This is a genomic window from Tunturiibacter psychrotolerans (assembly GCF_051013365.1).
GTDB lineage: Bacteria > Acidobacteriota > Terriglobia > Terriglobales > Acidobacteriaceae > Edaphobacter > Edaphobacter psychrotolerans_A.
In genome coordinates this window covers 1,142,215-1,159,547 of the sequence record NZ_CP132941.1, presented here as the reverse complement: position 1 = coordinate 1,159,547, position 17,333 = coordinate 1,142,215, and the positions used below count along the sequence as shown (strand labels likewise).

Here is a 17,333-nt window from a genome sequence, read left to right as displayed (position 1 = left end):
TCGAGCACCGGGGGCGCTTGATCCGCACCGACCCCTGTCGATGTGCGGCAAGCAAACCAAGATTAAACGAGAGTTTGATCCTGGCTCAGAATCAACGCTGGCGGCGTGCCTAACACATGCAAGTCGCACGAGAAAGGGGCTTCGGCTCTGAGTAAAGTGGCGCACGGGTGAGTAACACGTGACTAATCTACCCTCGAGTGGGGAATAACTGAGAGAAATCTTAGCTAATACCGCATAACACTTACGAGTCAAAGCAGCAATGCGCTTGGGGAGGAGGTCGCGGCCGATTAGCTAGTTGGCGGGGTAATGGCCCACCAAGGCGATGATCGGTATCCGGCCTGAGAGGGCGCACGGACACACTGGAACTGAAACACGGTCCAGACTCCTACGGGAGGCAGCAGTGGGGAATTTTGCGCAATGGGGGAAACCCTGACGCAGCAACGCCGCGTGGAGGATGAAATATCTTGGTATGTAAACTCCTTTCGATGGGGAAGATAATGACGGTACCCATAGAAGAAGCCCCGGCTAACTTCGTGCCAGCAGCCGCGGTAATACGAGGGGGGCAAGCGTTGTTCGGATTTATTGGGCGTAAAGGGTGCGTAGGCGGTTTGATAAGTCTGATGTGAAATCTATGGGCTCAACCCATAGTCTGCATTAGAAACTGTCGGGCTTGAGTATGGGAGAGGTGAGTGGAATTTCCGGTGTAGCGGTGAAATGCGTAGATATCGGAAGGAACACCTGTGGCGAAAGCGGCTCACTGGACCATAACTGACGCTGATGCACGAAAGCTAGGGGAGCAAACAGGATTAGATACCCTGGTAGTCCTAGCCCTAAACGATGATTGCTTGGTGTGGCAGGTACCCAATCCTGCCGTGCCGAAGCTAACGCGATAAGCAATCCGCCTGGGGAGTACGGTCGCAAGGCTGAAACTCAAAGGAATTGACGGGGGCCCGCACAAGCGGTGGAGCATGTGGTTTAATTCGACGCAACGCGAAGAACCTTACCTGGGCTCGAAATGTAGTGGAATCCGGCAGAAACGTCGGCGTCTAGCAATAGACCGCTATATAGGTGCTGCATGGCTGTCGTCAGCTCGTGTCGTGAGATGTTGGGTTAAGTCCCGCAACGAGCGCAACCCTTATCTTCAGTTGCTACCATTTAGTTGAGCACTCTGACGAAACCGCCTCGGATAACGGGGAGGAAGGTGGGGATGACGTCAAGTCCTCATGGCCTTTATGTCCAGGGCTACACACGTGCTACAATGGCCGGTACAAACCGCTGCAAACCCGCGAGGGGGAGCTAATCGGAAAAAGCCGGCCTCAGTTCGGATTGGAGTCTGCAACTCGACTCCATGAAGCTGGAATCGCTAGTAATCGTGGATCAGCATGCCACGGTGAATACGTTCCCGGGCCTTGTACACACCGCCCGTCACATCACGAAAGTGGGTTGCACTAGAAGTCGGTGCGCTAACCGCAAGGGAGCAGCCGCCCAAGGTGTAATTCATGATTGGGGTGAAGTCGTAACAAGGTAGCCGTAGGAGAACCTGCGGCTGGATCACCTCCTTTCTAAGAGAGAACGTCTTGGCACACTTCAGCGTCCTGCGATTGCAGGCAGCCTGGTTTTGCGATCAGGTTGAGCTTGATAGTGATGTTGCCAAGTACCATCTGCATGCACTTCGGTGACTGCAGATGAGCCTGAACTAAACCTTCTCTTTTTCGATATCTGTCAACACCGATGGTCAATAGCGGCGTAGCTGCTATGTACGTTCAACTGTGTCCTCGAAACCTTTCGAGAGAGCTCGATTCTTGATTCTTCGGAGTCAACAACAGAGCAGCCTGCGCATCAGGCGTCCTTGCTGATAAGCTGGAAGTCTGGTGCTGTAGAGTCGGGCCTGTAGCTCAGTTGGTTAGAGCGCACCCCTGATAAGGGTGAGGTCGGTAGTTCGAATCTACCCAGGCCCACCACCTTTATCCCGACGGTCAGGTAATCTGATCATCAAGGGGCTGTAGCTCAGTTGGGAGAGCACCTGCTTTGCAAGCAGGGGGTCAACGGTTCGATCCCGTTCAGCTCCACCATAACTTCTCGATTGGCATGTTCGATATGTACATGTAAGACAAGCGATGTCTGCTTGAGGTTGAGTCTCTGCACCGCGGAGATTGAACCTTGAGCAGGAATGCTCAAGCCGCCTGAGGGCGCGAAGTGATGACGCAGCAATGCGAATCGCTCCATGATTTTTGACAACTGAATAGATTGGGTAAATATAACTACAAGGCTGAGCAGCTAGCTTTCAGGTTGTTTCTGATTGCGACGCTGTCGTCAGTATTGAGTGTCTTTAGAATAATTTTCGTGTTACCGACCCGATTCTCGCAAGTTGAGATGAAGGTTGTACGACACAGGCGTGGACTATATCAAACGTAGATAGCTCTATGTTGCAGAGGTTGTCACTCTGCTGCGTGCGAGTAAATTCTATGGTCAAGCTACTAAGGGCGCACGGTGGATGCCTTGGCAGAAACAGGCGATGAAGGACGCGGCAAGCTGCGATAAGCTTCGGGGAGCGGCACACACGCGTTGATCCGGAGATTTCCGAATGGGGAAACCCACCCAGGTAAAACCTGGGTATGTCCAACTGAATTCATAGGTTGGAACAGGCGAACGGAGGGAAGTGAACCATCTCAGTACCTCCAGGAGGAGAAAGAAACCTCGATTCCGATAGTAGTGGCGAGCGAAATCGGAACAGCCCAAACCCGTACTATTTCGGTAGTTCGGGGGTTGTAGGGCCTGCAAAAGTAGAGTTACCAATCTGGTTGCTAGTCGAATCTTCTGGAAAGGAGATCCAAAGAGGGTGACAGACCCGTAGACGAAAGCGATCCAGACTCGAAGCAGGTACCTGAGTAAGGCGGGGCACGAGAAACCCTGCTTGAATCCACGGGGACCATCCCGTAAGGCTAAATACTCGTTTCTGACCGATAGTGAACCAGTACCGTGAGGGAAAGGCGAAAAGCACCCCATTGAGGGGAGTGAAAAGTACCTGAAACCGTGTGCCTACAAGCAGTGGGAGGACTATGCCCGCAAGGGAATGTCTGACCGCGTGCCTATTGCATAATGAGCCGGCTAGTTATTCTTGTCAGCAAGGTTAAGCGTGAGCGAGCCGCAGCGAAAGCGAGTCTGAATAGGGCGATAAGTTGGCAGGAATAGACGCGAAGCGGGATGATCTACCCTTGGCCAGGTTGAAGGTGAGGTAACACTCACTGGAGGACCGAACCGGTGTTTGTTGAAAAAAGCTCGGATGAGCTGAGGGTAGGGGTGAAAGGCTAATCAAATTCCGTTATAGCTCGTTCTCTCCGAAATAGCTTTAGGGCTAGCCTCGGGTGATTTGGATCGGTGGTAGAGACATGGATAGACTAGGGGGCTTTCCGGCTTACTGAATCTAATCAAACTTCGAATGCCGATCACAACCAGCCCGGGAGTCAGACTGTGGGGGCTAAGCTTCACAGTCGAGAGGAAAACAGTCCAGACCGCCTGCTAAGGTCCCAAAATTACAGTTAAGTGGGAAAGGAAGTCGGAACGCTCAGACAGCCAGGAGGTTGGCTTAGAAGCAGCCATCCTTTAAAGAAAGCGTAATAGCTCACTGGTCAAGCGGTCCGGTGCCGACAATACAACGGGGCTAAAACTGTATACCGAAGCAGCGGATGCACACCATTAGGTGTGCGTGGTAGGAGAGCATTCTGTCGTGGATGAAGCGCAACTGGGAAGATGCGTGGACATTACAGAAGAGACCCTGCCGGCATAAGTAGCGATAATGAAGGTGAGAACCCTTCACGCCGAAAGTCTAAGGTTTCCTGAGGAAGGTTAATCCGCTCAGGGTTAGGCGGTCCCTAAGCTGAGGCCGAAAGGCGTAAGCGATGGAAATCCGGTTAATATTCCGGACCTCCCAATATCTCGTTATTACGATGGGGTGACGCATAAGGATAGGCAGGACATTATATGGCTATGGTGTTCGATACGCGTAAGCTGGTTTCTCTAGGCAAATCCGGAGAGGCTTAACAGTGAGGCGTAAAGCAGTAAGCCGAATGGCTGAAAGCTGCTGATTTCATGGTGCCAAGAAAAACCTCTAAGGAGAGAGATTGGGAACCGTACCACAAACCGACACAGGTAGACGAGGAGAATATCCAAAGGCGCTCGAGTGAAAGCTTGTTAAGGAACTCGGCAAATTAGACCCGTAACTTCGGGAGAAGGGTCGCCCTTCAGGGTGCAAGCCCAGAGGGGCCGCAGTGAAACGCGAACGGCGACTGTTTAACAAAAACACAGGTCTCTGCAAAGTCAAAAACGACGTATAGGGGCTGACTCCTGCCCGGTGCCGGAAGGTTAAAGGGAGAGGTTAGGGCGCAAGCTCGAAGCTTTGAACTGAAGCCCCGGTGAACGGCGGCCGTAACTATAACGGTCCTAAGGTAGCGAAATTCCTTGTCGGGTAAGTTCCGACCTGCACGAATGGAGTAACGATCGTTCGACTGTCTTAACGAGTTGCTCGGCGAACTTGTAGTACCGGTGAAGATGCCGGTTACCCGCAGCTAGACGAAAAGACCCCGTGCACCTTTACTATACTTTTACTATGAGTTACGGCCACTGCTGCGCAGGATAGGTGGGAGGCTTTGATACCGGACTTTTGGGTTCGGTGGAGCCAACGGTGAGATACCACCCTGCGGTTGTTGTGATTCTAACCTCCTCCCATTATCTGGGAGAGGGACATAGTAAGACGGGTAGTTTGACTGGGGCGGTCGCCTCCTAAATTGTAACGGAGGCGCGCGAAGCTACACTCAGGTCGTTTGGAAATCGACCGTCGAGTGCAAAGGCATAAGTGTGGTTAACTGCGAGACCTACAAGTCGAGCAGATGCGAAAGCAGGCCTTAGTGATCCGGTGGTTCTGTATGGAAGGGCCATCGCTCAACGGATAAAAGGTACGCCGGGGATAACAGGCTGATCGAAGCCAAGAGTTCATATCGACGCTTCGGTTTGGCACCTCGATGTCGGCTCATCACATCCTGGAGCTGTAGAAGGTTCCAAGGGTTCGGCTGTTCGCCGATTAAAGTGGTACGTGAGCTGGGTTCAGAACGTCGCGAGACAGTTCGGTCTCTATCTGCTGTGGGCGTAGGAGATTTGAAGAGGGCTGTCCTTAGTACGAGAGGACCGGGATGGACGAACCTCTTGTGTTCCAGTTGTCCTGCCAAGGGCACGGCTGGGTAGCGAAGTTCGGTTGTGATAACCGCTGAATGCATATAAGCGGGAAGCACGCTCTAAGATGAGATCTCCCAACCCAAAAGGGAAATGAAGGGCCCTAGAAGACCACTAGGTTGATAGGCTGGAGGTTGAAGTGCAGTAATGCATGTAGCTTACCAGTACTAATCGCCCGTTCGGCTTGTCCATAGAATTTACTCTGCGCAGTGAAGTCCACTGTTCTGGAGTCATTCAATACAAGCTTTGTAGTTATATCTTTTGGAAACTACGCAAAAAGTAACAAACGTCTAATCCCAATCTATTCAGTTGTGGAAGATCGCGAGAGCGAGATTTCTAAAGTTTGCCGGTGAGTTTACCGCGAGGGTCACACCCGTTCCCATCCCGAACACGGAAGTTAAGCCTCGTTGGGCCGATGGTACTGCACGCGTAAGTGTGTGGGAGATTAGGTGATCGCCGGCATATTCCAGAGCCCCATTCTTTCGAGAATGGGGCTTTTTATTTGTTTCGCTCTTCCCTTAGACGACGCCGAGACGGCAGGAGAAACTCTGGTTGTGATTAGATTGATTACAAGCCCTAATTCTCTTTCTGGAGACTCTGCCTGTGAGACCTGTCTATCGCTTCCGGCGCTATTTCTTAGTGCTCGTTCTTCTGCCTTTATTTGGATACCTCCATCAGTTGCCCGCACAGGAAGTTCCTTCCCATCAAAAGCCTTCGCAGACGGAAACGCTCCGCACCATCGGATTCATGACCGACTTCGATGTAAAGGACGATGCAGTTGGGATATGCAAAGCGGTGATGAATGGAGTAGCGCCTGGAGTCCAGGTCATCGACATCACCCACCAGGCGACACCTTATGACATCGCGGAGGGAGCTCGGTTTCTCGCTGGCTCGGCTCCCTACTTCTCTAAGGATGCAGTCTTCGTGGTCGTCATCGATCCCACAGTAGGCAGTACGCGGAGAGCCATCATTGCACGATCGAAGACAGGGCAATTTTTTGTCTTACCTGACAATGGCCTATTGACCTTGGTACAGGATCGAGATGGAATCGAAGGAGCAAGACAGATAACCAATCCGGAGTGGATGATCGGCGCGAAGACCTCCTCTACCTTTCACGGAAGAGATATCTTTTCCCCCGCTGGAGCTCACCTGGCCCGGGGAGACGATTGGACCACGGCCGGCCCCCCTGTTGACGTCGCTAGTCTGGTAAGGCTGGATCTTCATACCGCAACTGTGGATGACACAGGATTGCACGGCGAGGTTATTGGAACCGACGGCCCCTTTGGAAATCTGGTCCTGAATGTGCCAGGAGAGACGTTCGCGAAGCTGGGGTATAAGTTAGGCGACACAGTCCCGGTGCAAGTTGGCGGACAAACCTATCAGCTACCGTTTGTGAAGACTTTCAGCGATGTTGCGGTCGGAAAACCGCTGGCTTACATCGATTCGCGCGGACGGTTGAGCTTAGGAATTAACCAAAGGAGCTTCGCCGAGATATATAAGATTCAGGCACCGGCTGCGGTGGTAATTGCGAAAAAGCCATAAGCCATGAGCTCGATCTCCCTCGACATGAAAGACTGAGGAAGTGCGATTACTGAGATTGCGTCTTATTCGTTTGGATCCTTTTGCTGTTTTGCATCTCTTGCTTCGCGTTTCGCTTCGTCGGCAGCTTCTTTAGCCTCGCGCCTGGCTTCGTCCGCAGCCTGTTTGGCTTCGCGTTGGCCTTCCGCAGCGGCCTCTTTGCCTTCACGAGCGGCTTCACGTGCCTCCTGCTTCGCTTCTTCCATCGCCTGACGCGCATCTGGTGGCATCGAGGTGATCTTTGGCGGCATGGGAGGCATCGGGGGCAGTGGCATCACGCTTCCCTTCTTCACGGAGATGTCGCCCTGGCTAGTCGAGATGTGCAGGAGTGGACCGCCTTTGCCAATGGTGCCGCTGATGACGTTCTTTTTGTCATCATCATCGTCGGACTTGATTTGAGAGAAGTCGCTTTCGATGTTTCCGTTCGTGGCATCGAGCTGGTAACCGAAGTTCGATTGCTCGGGAAGAGTCAGATTCACAGAGCCGTTGCGATTCTCCACGGTGACATTCCCAAGGGGAGGAGCACTCGTAAGGTCGACTGACCCATTACGATTCGTGACTGTGACATCGCCGGCGACGCGATCGAGAGTGACGTTGCGGTTGCCGGCGGTGAGAGTCAGAGGCCCGACAGCTTCACTGGCAGAGATATCGGCGTGGCTGATGTCGATCTCGCCGTCGAGCCGAGCAAACTGGAGGTCAGTGCGGCTGGTATGAAACTTGATTGGACCGCGGATCCGCTCGTAATGCGTAGTGCCGAAGAAGTCGCCACTCATGGTCACGGGACCGCTGAGATCAGAGAGAGTGGTGTCGTGTCCGCGGCCCTGAATGGTAAGTGGGCCCGAGACGCTATGCGCGGAGAGGTCAGAGTCGCTGTTGTTGACGTGCGCGATGACTGGGCCGGTGATAGCGCTGAGTTCGATGTTGCCGTGATTGGCGGTGACCTGGAGCGGTGCCTTGAGTGCGCTGACATGGACGTCGCCATGGTTGGCGGTGACGATGGTAGGAGCTGTTGCCGGCAGCATGATGGTGAGGTCGGCGCGGGTACCGTCAATTGCGGGTACGGAAAGATTTAGACTGTCGCCCGAGCTGCTGAGGGTGGGATTGAGGCGTTGGGCCTTGCTATCGGCGTCCGAATCAGAGCGAGTGTAGACCTCTTTGTGCACGGAGACGTGGATCTGGTTGTCGTCGCTGGTCCCGGAGATGGAGATGTCGCCGCGAGGATTGTCGACGGTGAAACCTGAGCCGGCAGGGAACGACTGAGAAAGAGTCTGATCGCTCTCATGCTTATCGCCAAGGAATTCGTCAATGTTGTCCTGGTTGAGATTCAGCCCGTTGAGGACGTAGCTGTGACCGTTCCCGTTTCGAACGCTGCTGAAGACAATGCCCGTGATGCCCAGAATCAGCAGCAGCGTGAAGACTCCACCACCGAGACGGCGTCGATATCGGGGCTGGGTAGCATCCGACTGCATGTACTGGTCGTATGCCCATTCCAGAAGCATCACGACTCCAGCGCCGATGAGTAGGAGCGGCCAAAAGCGCCCGTACCAATCCCAGAGAGCATGCGCCTGCAGGCGTCCGGTCTGCACGAGCAAGAAGAGGATGCCAATGGTGATGAGCAGCAGGGGACCGAGGATGGAGCTACGGCGTAAGCTACGAGCTTGGTAGCGGTAGGCATCACGCTGAGCGCGGGCCATGTCGCGCTGTGCGCGGGCTTGTTCCTTGAGAACTCGCCGCTGATACTTCCAATCCCCTCCGTAGGGAGGGCCGGGCGGAGGGGGATAAGGTGGTGGCGGATAGCTTCCCATGGTTTAGCTCCCTTCCTGATCGTGCTGGCTGGAAGGAACGATGCTCGTGCTGGCCGGGGGAGGCGGTGCGGCCGGGGAAGCGGGCGGGGCTCCGTAGGGATAAGCAACTGCGGCAGCAGAGTTGAAGCTGGTCCGCTGAAAGACTGCCATAAGACCGGCGACGATAATAAAGAGCGGCCAACTGTGAGACCAGGAGAGGATCTCGAAGGAGTCGAGCAGGAACAAGACGCCTACGAGAATGACCCATATGGAGCCTCGAAGAGCGCTAAACAGGCGGTATTGGTAGGCTGGCGTGCCATCGTCCGCGATGCCATTGCCTGTACCAGTCATCTTGTGGACGAAGAGCCAAACGCCGAGTCCGATGAGGAAGAAGGGGATGATTCGGTGGATGGGAAAGTGATGGAAGAGGCCAGCATTTCCGACCAGGAAGACGCAGCCTAGGCCGATGAGCCAGAGAGCGCCCGCGGGAAAGCGATTACGCGGAAGATTCACATTGGGATCGACTGGGTAGGCAGCTGTGCCGTAGGGCGGGATCGGAGCTACGGGTGGTGCGGCGTAGCTCTCCCACGGAGATCCCCAGGCAGCTGAGGGTTGCTGGGGAGGGTAACTTGCGGCAGGTGGGGTGTAAGAGCTGTTCGCAGCGGCATCGGAGGTGCCGGTCCTTGTGGTGTCCTGTGGAACGAAGGGAGCAGGAGGAACCGAATGACTGGTGCCAGGCCAGGATCTTCCGAAGCCAAGACGCTCGCCAAGATCGTTCAGGCCAAAAGGATTTGGGAGAGGAGTGCCATCGCGACGAGCTTTCGCAGTGTGGTAGGCCTCGATCACCTGGTAGCACATCCAGCCGGCGATGAAGAGTCCGAAGATGCCGTGCTCGTCGGCGAGGCTGACAAGAATCGCGAAGATTACCAGGTGCACTACACCCTTCGCGTACTGGCCGTTGTACATGGCGCCGACGCCGGGGATGAAGCCCAAAAGCGCGGCTAAGCCGGGATTCGGTGCTCCGGGAGGAGTCGGGGGCGGGATAACGCCACTAACGGAGTAGTTCACGCCAGGTTCGTTTCCGCTGTAAGCGTAGGTACCGCCCGACGGGCCGGTTGTGTAGGTTCCGCCAGCGGGTGGGGGAGATCCGGCAGCCGCGAGTCTGGCAGCAAGGCAGGGTTCGCAGAAGACAGCAGAGCCGACAGTGCGGGTGCACTCCTGGCAGAGTGGTTTTCCGCAGTTCTGGCAAAAAGCAACACGTTCACGATCAGGATGGTTTGCGCAGTTCATACCAATCCCCCTTCCGACTTAATGACACTGGGAGTAAAGACAACAAAATTCTGAGACTGGAAGGGGAGAGGGGCCCGGGTACGAACAGACGCTACTAGCTGGACACTTCCGCCGGGAGTTTCGCGACGGCTGGAGCCAGGGTTGGGTTTGGGGCTGTTCTGCTTCTGGTCATTCTTCTGGTCGTTCTTCTGGCCGGGCTTCTGATCCTTAGGATCATCCGGCTGCTGCCCCGCAGGTTTGCGGTTCTGCTGAGCGGGGTCGTTCTGGTTGGCTGGCGTGCTAACCGTTCCGGCCGATCCCTCATCATCCGAGGAGCGTTGCAAATCGCGGACGCGGGACTCGAGTTCGTAGACAACCCGAAGGTTGTCGGAGTAGCGCACGACTTTTGCTTTGGCCTCGTAGCAACTGCGCAGGATGCTGGAGGGCTTGAGGTCGCTGGCGCGAAGCTGACTGAGCCGGACCCCGGTGAGGTTCATGGTGAGGGCAATCGAGAAGAAAGCCATGGCAGCAGTCATCGCAAGACGCGGCTGCAACATCGTCTGGCCTAAGGAACGAAGCCCATGGGTGACGCGAGTTCGGAAGGGAAGAACCTTGCCAGATGCGAAAGGATTCGTTGCGAGGGGCGTACCCAAGGGAGGGAGCAGGGACGCATGGCCGGGGAGAGGGGTCGGGGTACGAAGGAAGTCAGTTCTACCGAGGATGATGGGGGGCTGGTCTTCTTTGACGGGACCAAGGGAGGATTTGCCGCTGGTCTGGGCAAGGATGCTCTCAAAAAGTGAAGCCGGTGGCTCAGGACGGGGAGACTTGAGCATCTCCATCCAGGCGGCTCCACGCTGCGCGTCGGCGAGCAGTGCTGCACAACTGGGGCAGCCGATCATGTGGGTGTCGAAGGTGGCCTGATCTTCCTTCGATAGAGTTCCGTCGAGCGCATCCACGAGCATTGCTTCGCATTGCGCGCAGCGCTGTGGATCGCCGGGTCCACCGGGTCCGCCGCTGCCGAATTTGTTGAAGTCTGCCACTTTAAACCACCTGCCCTTCTATACGTTGCAGAAGCCTTGCAAGTTCCCCGCGACCGCGACTGATGCGGCTTTTTACCGTACCTTCGGGTATGCGCAGAACCTGTGATATCTCTTTGTAATCCATATCCTCGAGATCGCGCAGAATAACAGCTTCGCGAAGCTCGGGGGAGAGTTGTTTGAGCGCGTTCTGAACCCGAACCTTGAGCTCCAGGCCGGCGACATGATGCTCTTGAGATGGCCGGGGGTCAGCAAGCCGGTCGCCCATGGTGGGGCCATCTTCCTCGCCTTCAAAGGTAGCGTCCAGAGAGTCGGAGGCGCGCTCGAGCCGGGTACGGCGGAAATGATCGACCAGAAGATTGCGGGCCAGCGTGGTAATCCAGGTCTGAAAGCTGCCCTTTTGCGTGTCGAAGCTGGAAAGATTCTTGTAAAGCTTGAGAAAGACCTCTTGTGTTAGATCCTCGGCGTCGCTACCCGAGCCGGTGAAGCGGTAGCAGATGGCGTAGATGCGGCGATGCTGGGAGGCGACCAACTGCTGCCAGGCCTGCGAGTCGCCTGCCATGCACTGGCGCACCAGTTTGGCAACTGCTTCCTGCGCGGCTTCCTGTTCCGGGGTACGCTCCAACTTCGCCTCAAGTGATTTTGTCGGTGGGAGCAGTGTACCGCGTGGAACGGGAGCCGGATTGATTTGTTGGTGGACCTGTAGCCTATCGACAAACCCGGGAGCCGGCTGATTGACGTGCTGCGTGGCAGCTCGGGGCAGGCGGCGAGCCACGGACTTCAGCCCTATGTGCCGGTTCACCGTCGGAATCGCCATGTGTAAAACGCCCATGCGTGACTATACGCACAGGCGTTCAGGTTGGTTCAAAGACAGAGAATATGTACGAGTTAGGGCGTTGGAGCTGAGATCACGCCACAAGCGATTCGATTGCCGGAGTTGCCTGAAGGGTCGGTCTTCATGTCATCCGCCTTTTCGTGGATGACGATCGAGGTCCCGCCATTGGCGAGGATGCTGTTCGCTGCAGCGGGGTCCATCGAGAGATAGTCCACGTTGAAGGTGGCCTGGCCGATATGGCCTTCGCCGATGGTGACGTTGGTCGGAAGGTCGCCCGCATGATGGCCCATCGGGTTCTGGAAGCCGTGCTGTTTGTCGGTCGGATTGAAGTGGCCACCGGCGGTCTTGAAGTCAGGTGCGTCGCAGAGCGGCTTGGCGTGGATGTGGACGCCGTGATCGCCGACAGGCAGGTTCTTGAGATCCAGCTTGATACGGACACCCTTTTTCGAGGGACTGAAGGTTGCGGTGCCTGCGTCTTCGCCAGTGCCGGTCTTGATGGGAACGACGACAGCGTTCTTCGGCTTGGCGAAGGCGGGAACGGCAACAAGGCTGAGGGTCATAGCGGCGGCGAGCATCTTGCGCATTGGCGTATTCTCCAGATCGACTACCTGTTGAGAATACCGAAGTATTTGTTTAGGTTGCGTGACGCCTCGCAACATCTATGTAAAATTTGGAGATGATTTCAGCACGGTCGCCGTTTCAGTCGAAGCTCCTCGTTTTTTCTTTCTTACTCACAAGTTTCTCTTCTCTCCCATCCGCAGTTGCCCAGGCTTCTCCGGATGCGAAGCCCGCTGACGCCAAGCCTGCCGATGCGAAGTCTGCCGCCACGCCGGGGATCTCCCTCACGTTGCCTCCGCTGCCGCCGGACGCTCATGTGGAGCAAAGCATGCAGCTTGAGGGCAAGGCGCTGCACTACACCGTAACGGTTGGAACGCTGCCTGTGCGAGACAGTAAGGGCGCATTGAGCGGCGAAGTCGTCTATACCTCCTATGTCGTTGAGGGTAAGGACCGGCCCGTAACGTTTGCGTTCAACGGCGGCCCGGGCGCGGCGTCAGTGTATCTGAACCTGGGCGCGATCGGACCGAAGAGGGTGGCCTTTGGTGCGGAGGGACAGAGCCCGTCTGATCCAGCAACGCTCACGGACAACCAGGGGACGTGGCTCGACTTCACGGATCTGGTGTTCATCGATCCGATCGGGACAGGTTTTTCGCGTTCGCTCGTGTCGGAGGACGAATCAAAGAAACAGTTCTATGGACCGGACCAGGATATTGCCTATCTGTCGCGGAACATCTACGACTGGCTGGTGAAGAACGGGCGGCTGCAGTCTCGAAAGTACATCGTGGGCGAGAGCTATGGCGGGTATCGCGGACCGAGGCTGACAGCTTATCTGCAGTCGCAGACCGGCGTCGCCGTGAATGGGCTCGTCCTGGTATCTCCGGCGCTCTCCCCGCAGGCCGGTTCTCAGGATATCTCGCCGATTCCATGGATGATGACGCTACCGTCGATCGTCGCAGCGAACTATGAGCGGCAGGGCAAGCTGACGAACGAGAGCATGGCCGAGGTGATTGACTACACACGTGGCGAGTACGCGGTGGATCTGATGAAGGGCAACAGCGATCCGGCCGCCACTCCTCGGCTGGTAAAGAAGGTGACAGAGCTGACGGGACTTGATCCGACGTTCGTCAAGCAGTCGGGCGGACGGCTGGAGACACAGGCGTTTTTGCGTGAGGAGTTTCGCGAGACGGGCAAGCTGGGCAGCCGGTACGACCCGAACGTGACCGCGTACGATCCCTTTCCGTATAACCCGACGCAGGAGACGCAAGACCCGATTTTGTTGAGCATTATTGCGCCAACCACTACCGCGATGGTGGATTTTGTCACTCGAACGGTGGGTTGGAAGACGGACGCGAGCTATAACGCACTCTCCTTCGATGTGAACAGAATGTGGGATAACAGTGGGCGTAATGGCGCTTTTGCCGGGTCAGCCTCTGCGACAGATCTGAGAGTGGCGGTAGCGACGGATCCCAAGCTGCGTGTTGTGATTGCGCATGGATGGGCGGATCTATCGTGCCCGTTCATGGGCTCTGTTCTAACGGTGAGCCAGATGCCGCCGATGGGCGATCCAACGCGCGTGCAGGTGCACGAGTATCCCGGCGGCCACATGTACTATGCGCGCCCGGCCAGTTCGTTGGCGCTGCGCAAGGATGTGATGGAGATGGTGTCGAAGCACTGATCTTCGTTGCCGTAAAACCAAGATGAAACGCCAGGGAGAGTTGGTTCTCCCTGGCGTTTTTGTTGGGTTTTTGCTGCGATTTCGTTAGATGGAGACGATGGCAGGAAGTTCGAGCTGCTCGGAGTGGTGCTCGTCGAGCAACGGCTCGAAGTGAGTGCGGCAGCGTGCTTCGTAGAGGCCGGCGGCGCCTACGAGAACGAGCTCCTGGCTTTGGCCGAGGCGCTGGGTGTGGATGGCGGGAGCGCCACAAACCATGCAGACGGCGGAGAGTTTGGTGACCTCGTCGGCGATGGCCATGAGGGCGGGAATGGGGCCGAAGGGCTCGGCGTTGAAGGTGGTGTCGAGCCCGGCGAGGAGGATGCGTTTGCCCAGATGAACCAGCTCTACCGTGAGTGGGATGATGGCGTCGTCGAAGAACTGCGCCTCATCGATGCCGATGACGTCGATGTCGTCTAACTGCGGGAATAGCGCGGATTTCAGGTGCTCGACGTTGGTGACGGTGGTGGCTTCGTGGGTCTGCGAGCTGTGGCTCGCGATCGAGGTGCGGTGGTAGCGGAGATCGATGTCGGGCTTGTAGCAGGCGACGCGCTGGCGGGCGATGCGAGCGCGCTTCAGGCGGCGGATGAGTTCCTCGGATTTGCCGGAGAACATAGGGCCTACGATGGCTTCGATTCTGCCTGGGATGGGGTGGGTCATTGTGCGGAGGCCTTTGTTCGGGGTATCTGGCTATCCTAAACGCGGGTCGCGGTGGATTTCCGGTACGCAATTTTTTCTTTGGGGAGAAAACGTGGTTTTTGCTGGGGGTTTTACGGAAAACGGCGTTTTAGGTGTGGTTTTTTGCTGGTGAGAACGTGGTGGATTGCATGGTAAACGTGGTGATTTGGCAGCGTGTTTTTTGCTCTGAAAAATGTGACACGTTTGTGAACTTTATTTTTACATCATGCAAAGTGATCCGGAGGCTTGACCGCAGGGTTGGGGCGATCTTAGTATTCGTCCACCGATCTCCCCGGGCCCCCCAAGAGGACGCTTCACAGACCTGCTCGCGTTGCAGCCATCTTCTCCCAAAACCAATCGGACAGACAAACCAATTTAACGAGTTAACGAGGATATTGCCATGACGCAGCACTCCTTTCGTAGACGTGTGTCTCCTCCCCTAACCTTCGCAGCGCTCGGACTTATGGCGCTGATGACAGGTTCGGCATTCGCTGCCCCAGCTGGCCAGACGGCGAATATAGTCGGGCCGGAAGACGAGTCCAAACCGATCTCCGTGACGGTCTGGCTCAATCCGCATAACAAGGCAGCTTTGGATACGGCTGTCGAGCAGATGTATGACTCGAGTTCCCCGACCTACCATCGATTCCTGACTTTTAAGCAGCTGAATGAGCAGTATGCTCCCACCGACAAGGAAGTTGGTACGGTTCGCGACTACTTGACGGCTCACAACCTGAAGGTGATGTCGACGGAGAAGAACAACCGCTTTGTGGTGGCGCAGGGCAACGTCGGCGACGCGCAGACGGCGTTCAACACCAAGATCAACAAGGTGATGGTGAATGGAGTGATGCACCATGCCAACGCGACTCCAGCCACGGTTACTGGAGCTGCTGCTCCGCTGGTGGCGACGGTGCAGGGGCTGAGCGATCTTCGGTACAAGGCGATGGCGAGGCCTGCCGTTAATCCTGAAACTCGTGTGCCCTACGCGGGAGTTTCTATCTCCTCTGCCGGCCCGGATGGACTCTTCTTCAGCGCGGATTGTCTCCGTCCAGCGGAGTCGCACGTCTTCAAAACAGATGGGAGTTTCCCGGAGGCGTTCTATGCCGGCAATCGCTATGGAGCCAACATCGCCAATGCCGCCCCGCCCAATCTACCGCCGTGCGGCTATGACGCGAATGAGATCCAAACCGCGTACGGGCTGAAGCAGCTCTATAAAAAGGGCCTGGATGGTACGGGCCAGACCATCGTCATTGTGGATGCTTTCGGTTCGAACAGCATTCTTTCCGATGCCAACCTGTTCTCTCAACTCAACGGATTGCCCGCTCTGACCCCCGCGAACTTCCAGATCGTCACGCCGACCGGACCGGTGACCTGCACTGCGACCAACGGGTGCATCTCGGGGGACTGGCAGTTCGAAACTACACTCGATGTGGAGTGGGCGCATGCGATCGCTCCCAACGCCAACATCGTCCTGGTGTTGACTGTCGACAACTCATTGACCAATCTCGATCTTGGAGATCTGGCTGCCATCGGGAATCAATATGGCAACGTGATCTCGAACAGCTTCGGGCTTTCGGAGATAGCACTGAAGGAGCTGGATCCAGCTGAACTCGTGGTAGAGAACGGTATTGCGCAGATTGCCGCTGCGTTAGGGATCTCGCTCAACGTCTCTACGGGCGACGACGGGGATCAACTGATAACCAACAATGAGGACTTCGGGATCAACGCGGTGTCTGTCAACGCAAATGCCGACTCTCCGTTTGTGACAGCGATTGGCGGTACCAGTACGTTTCTGGACTCGAAGGACAACATCAAGCTGCAGACGGGATGGGGTTTGAACGTTGCCTTCCTGACCACTCCGGCTCCGAATGCGCCGCTTGTTCCCCCGACCTTTGAGGGCTTCGAGAGCGGGTCCGGAGGCGGCACAAGCGTGGTTTATGCGAAGCCGAAGTTCCAGAAGAGCCTGAAGGGTAAGTTCCGCCAGGTGCCTGATATCTCCATGAATGCTGACCCGCAGACCGGCAGCGAGATCGTCGTCTCTCCTGATGGCAATCCTGCAAACGTGACGGTTGAGGTGTTCGGCGGGACCAGCCTGTCTTGTCCGATGTTTTCCGGCCTTTGGGCGATTGCGAACCAGGCGGCCGGGGGAGGGCCGATCGGAGAGGCGGCGCCAATCCTCTATGAACTGCCTGAAAAGGCAATTATCGACGTCAATCTGACGCCGGTTGATACGCTGCTGAACGTGTCCGGACTGATCATCGATCCGCCGAATGCTCCGATCTTTGAAAGCCAGACCGATTTGGCGCAACCGCTGCAAAATACGAAGCTGTTTGTCAGTGCGTTGTACAACAGCCCTAATTCGACTCGCTGGGACCTGTTCACCTTCGGGACGGACTCGTCGCTGGTTACAGGTCCTGGATGGGACAACGTGACTGGACTGGGCACGCCGAATGGGACAACGTTCATTAATCAAGTCGTGAAGGCTGTGCAGTAGGGGATCGGGGATAAGACTTCCTGAAAACTACTGTGTTTGCGTTACGGGGCAGGCGTTCTTCTAGAGCGCCTGTCCTTTATTTTGCCTGGACTTAGCGGGTGCCGAACATGTGCAAGTTGCTGAACTTAATTTTCGCCTTATGCAAAAAATATTTTCGAGCTTGACC

9 protein-coding genes, 2 tRNA genes and 3 rRNA genes are annotated in these 17,333 nt (G+C 56.1%); 8 read left to right on the top strand and 6 right to left on the bottom strand.

Annotated elements, in window-relative coordinates:
• The first annotated feature begins 62 nt into the window (after positions 1-62).
• The 6 genes from RBB76_RS04755 (at position 63) to RBB76_RS04730 (ending at position 6,768) form a co-directional block, all read left to right on the top strand.
• Positions 63-1,562, top strand: a 16S ribosomal RNA gene (locus tag RBB76_RS04755).
• 322 nt (positions 1,563-1,884) lie between these two features.
• A tRNA-Ile gene (locus RBB76_RS04750) sits at positions 1,885-1,961 on the top strand.
• 35 nt (positions 1,962-1,996) lie between these two features.
• Positions 1,997-2,072, top strand: a tRNA-Ala gene (locus RBB76_RS04745).
• 395 nt (positions 2,073-2,467) lie between these two features.
• A 23S ribosomal RNA gene (locus tag RBB76_RS04740) occupies positions 2,468-5,418 on the top strand.
• Positions 5,419-5,571: 153 nt separating this feature from the next.
• A 5S ribosomal RNA gene (gene rrf / locus RBB76_RS04735) occupies positions 5,572-5,688 on the top strand.
• Together the 16S, 23S and 5S rRNA genes with 2 tRNA genes alongside form the textbook arrangement of a ribosomal RNA operon.
• Before the next feature lie 141 nt (positions 5,689-5,829).
• Complete coding sequence (locus tag RBB76_RS04730) at positions 5,830-6,768, top strand: SAM hydrolase/SAM-dependent halogenase family protein (RefSeq protein WP_429628555.1); 939 nt, start codon at positions 5,830-5,832, stop codon at positions 6,766-6,768.
• A 62-nt stretch (positions 6,769-6,830) separates the two neighbouring features.
• Here RBB76_RS04730 and RBB76_RS04725 read toward each other — a convergent pair whose 3' ends face one another.
• From RBB76_RS04725 to RBB76_RS04705, 5 genes are all read right to left on the bottom strand, one after another.
• Positions 6,831-8,609 (bottom strand): DUF4097 family beta strand repeat-containing protein, encoded by a 1,779-nt coding sequence (locus RBB76_RS04725; protein WP_429628556.1) that lies wholly within the window; start codon positions 8,607-8,609, stop codon positions 6,831-6,833.
• A gap of 3 nt (positions 8,610-8,612) precedes the next feature.
• Positions 8,613-9,878, bottom strand: a complete 1,266-nt coding sequence (locus RBB76_RS04720; protein ID WP_429628557.1) for a B-box zinc finger protein — start codon at positions 9,876-9,878, stop codon at positions 8,613-8,615.
• Positions 9,875-10,897: an anti-sigma factor family protein gene (locus RBB76_RS04715; RefSeq protein ID WP_429628558.1), complete on the bottom strand. Its 1,023-nt coding sequence runs from the start codon at positions 10,895-10,897 to the stop codon at positions 9,875-9,877. The genes RBB76_RS04720 and RBB76_RS04715 overlap by 4 nt, the downstream gene beginning before the upstream one ends.
• Before the next feature lies 1 nt (position 10,898).
• Positions 10,899-11,711: an RNA polymerase sigma factor gene (locus RBB76_RS04710; RefSeq protein ID WP_429628559.1), complete on the bottom strand. Its 813-nt coding sequence runs from the start codon at positions 11,709-11,711 to the stop codon at positions 10,899-10,901.
• 71 nt (positions 11,712-11,782) lie between these two features.
• Complete coding sequence (locus RBB76_RS04705; protein WP_429628560.1) at positions 11,783-12,313, bottom strand: superoxide dismutase family protein; 531 nt, start codon at positions 12,311-12,313, stop codon at positions 11,783-11,785.
• A gap of 92 nt (positions 12,314-12,405) precedes the next feature.
• Between RBB76_RS04705 and RBB76_RS04700 the strand changes: the two genes are divergently transcribed.
• Positions 12,406-13,962: a S10 family peptidase gene (locus RBB76_RS04700; RefSeq protein ID WP_429628561.1), complete on the top strand. Its 1,557-nt coding sequence runs from the start codon at positions 12,406-12,408 to the stop codon at positions 13,960-13,962.
• Positions 13,963-14,046: 84 nt separating this feature from the next.
• Here RBB76_RS04700 and RBB76_RS04695 read toward each other — a convergent pair whose 3' ends face one another.
• Positions 14,047-14,658 carry a thymidine kinase gene (locus tag RBB76_RS04695; RefSeq protein WP_429628562.1) on the bottom strand — a complete coding sequence of 204 codons (612 nt, stop codon included), beginning with the start codon at positions 14,656-14,658 and terminating at the stop codon, positions 14,047-14,049.
• Between the two features lie 418 nt (positions 14,659-15,076).
• Here RBB76_RS04695 and RBB76_RS04690 point away from each other — a divergent pair, with 418 nt between their 5' ends.
• Entirely contained in the window at positions 15,077-17,167 is a 2,091-nt protein-coding gene (locus RBB76_RS04690; RefSeq protein WP_429628563.1) for a S53 family peptidase, read from the top strand.
• Positions 17,168-17,333 lie beyond the last annotated feature (166 nt).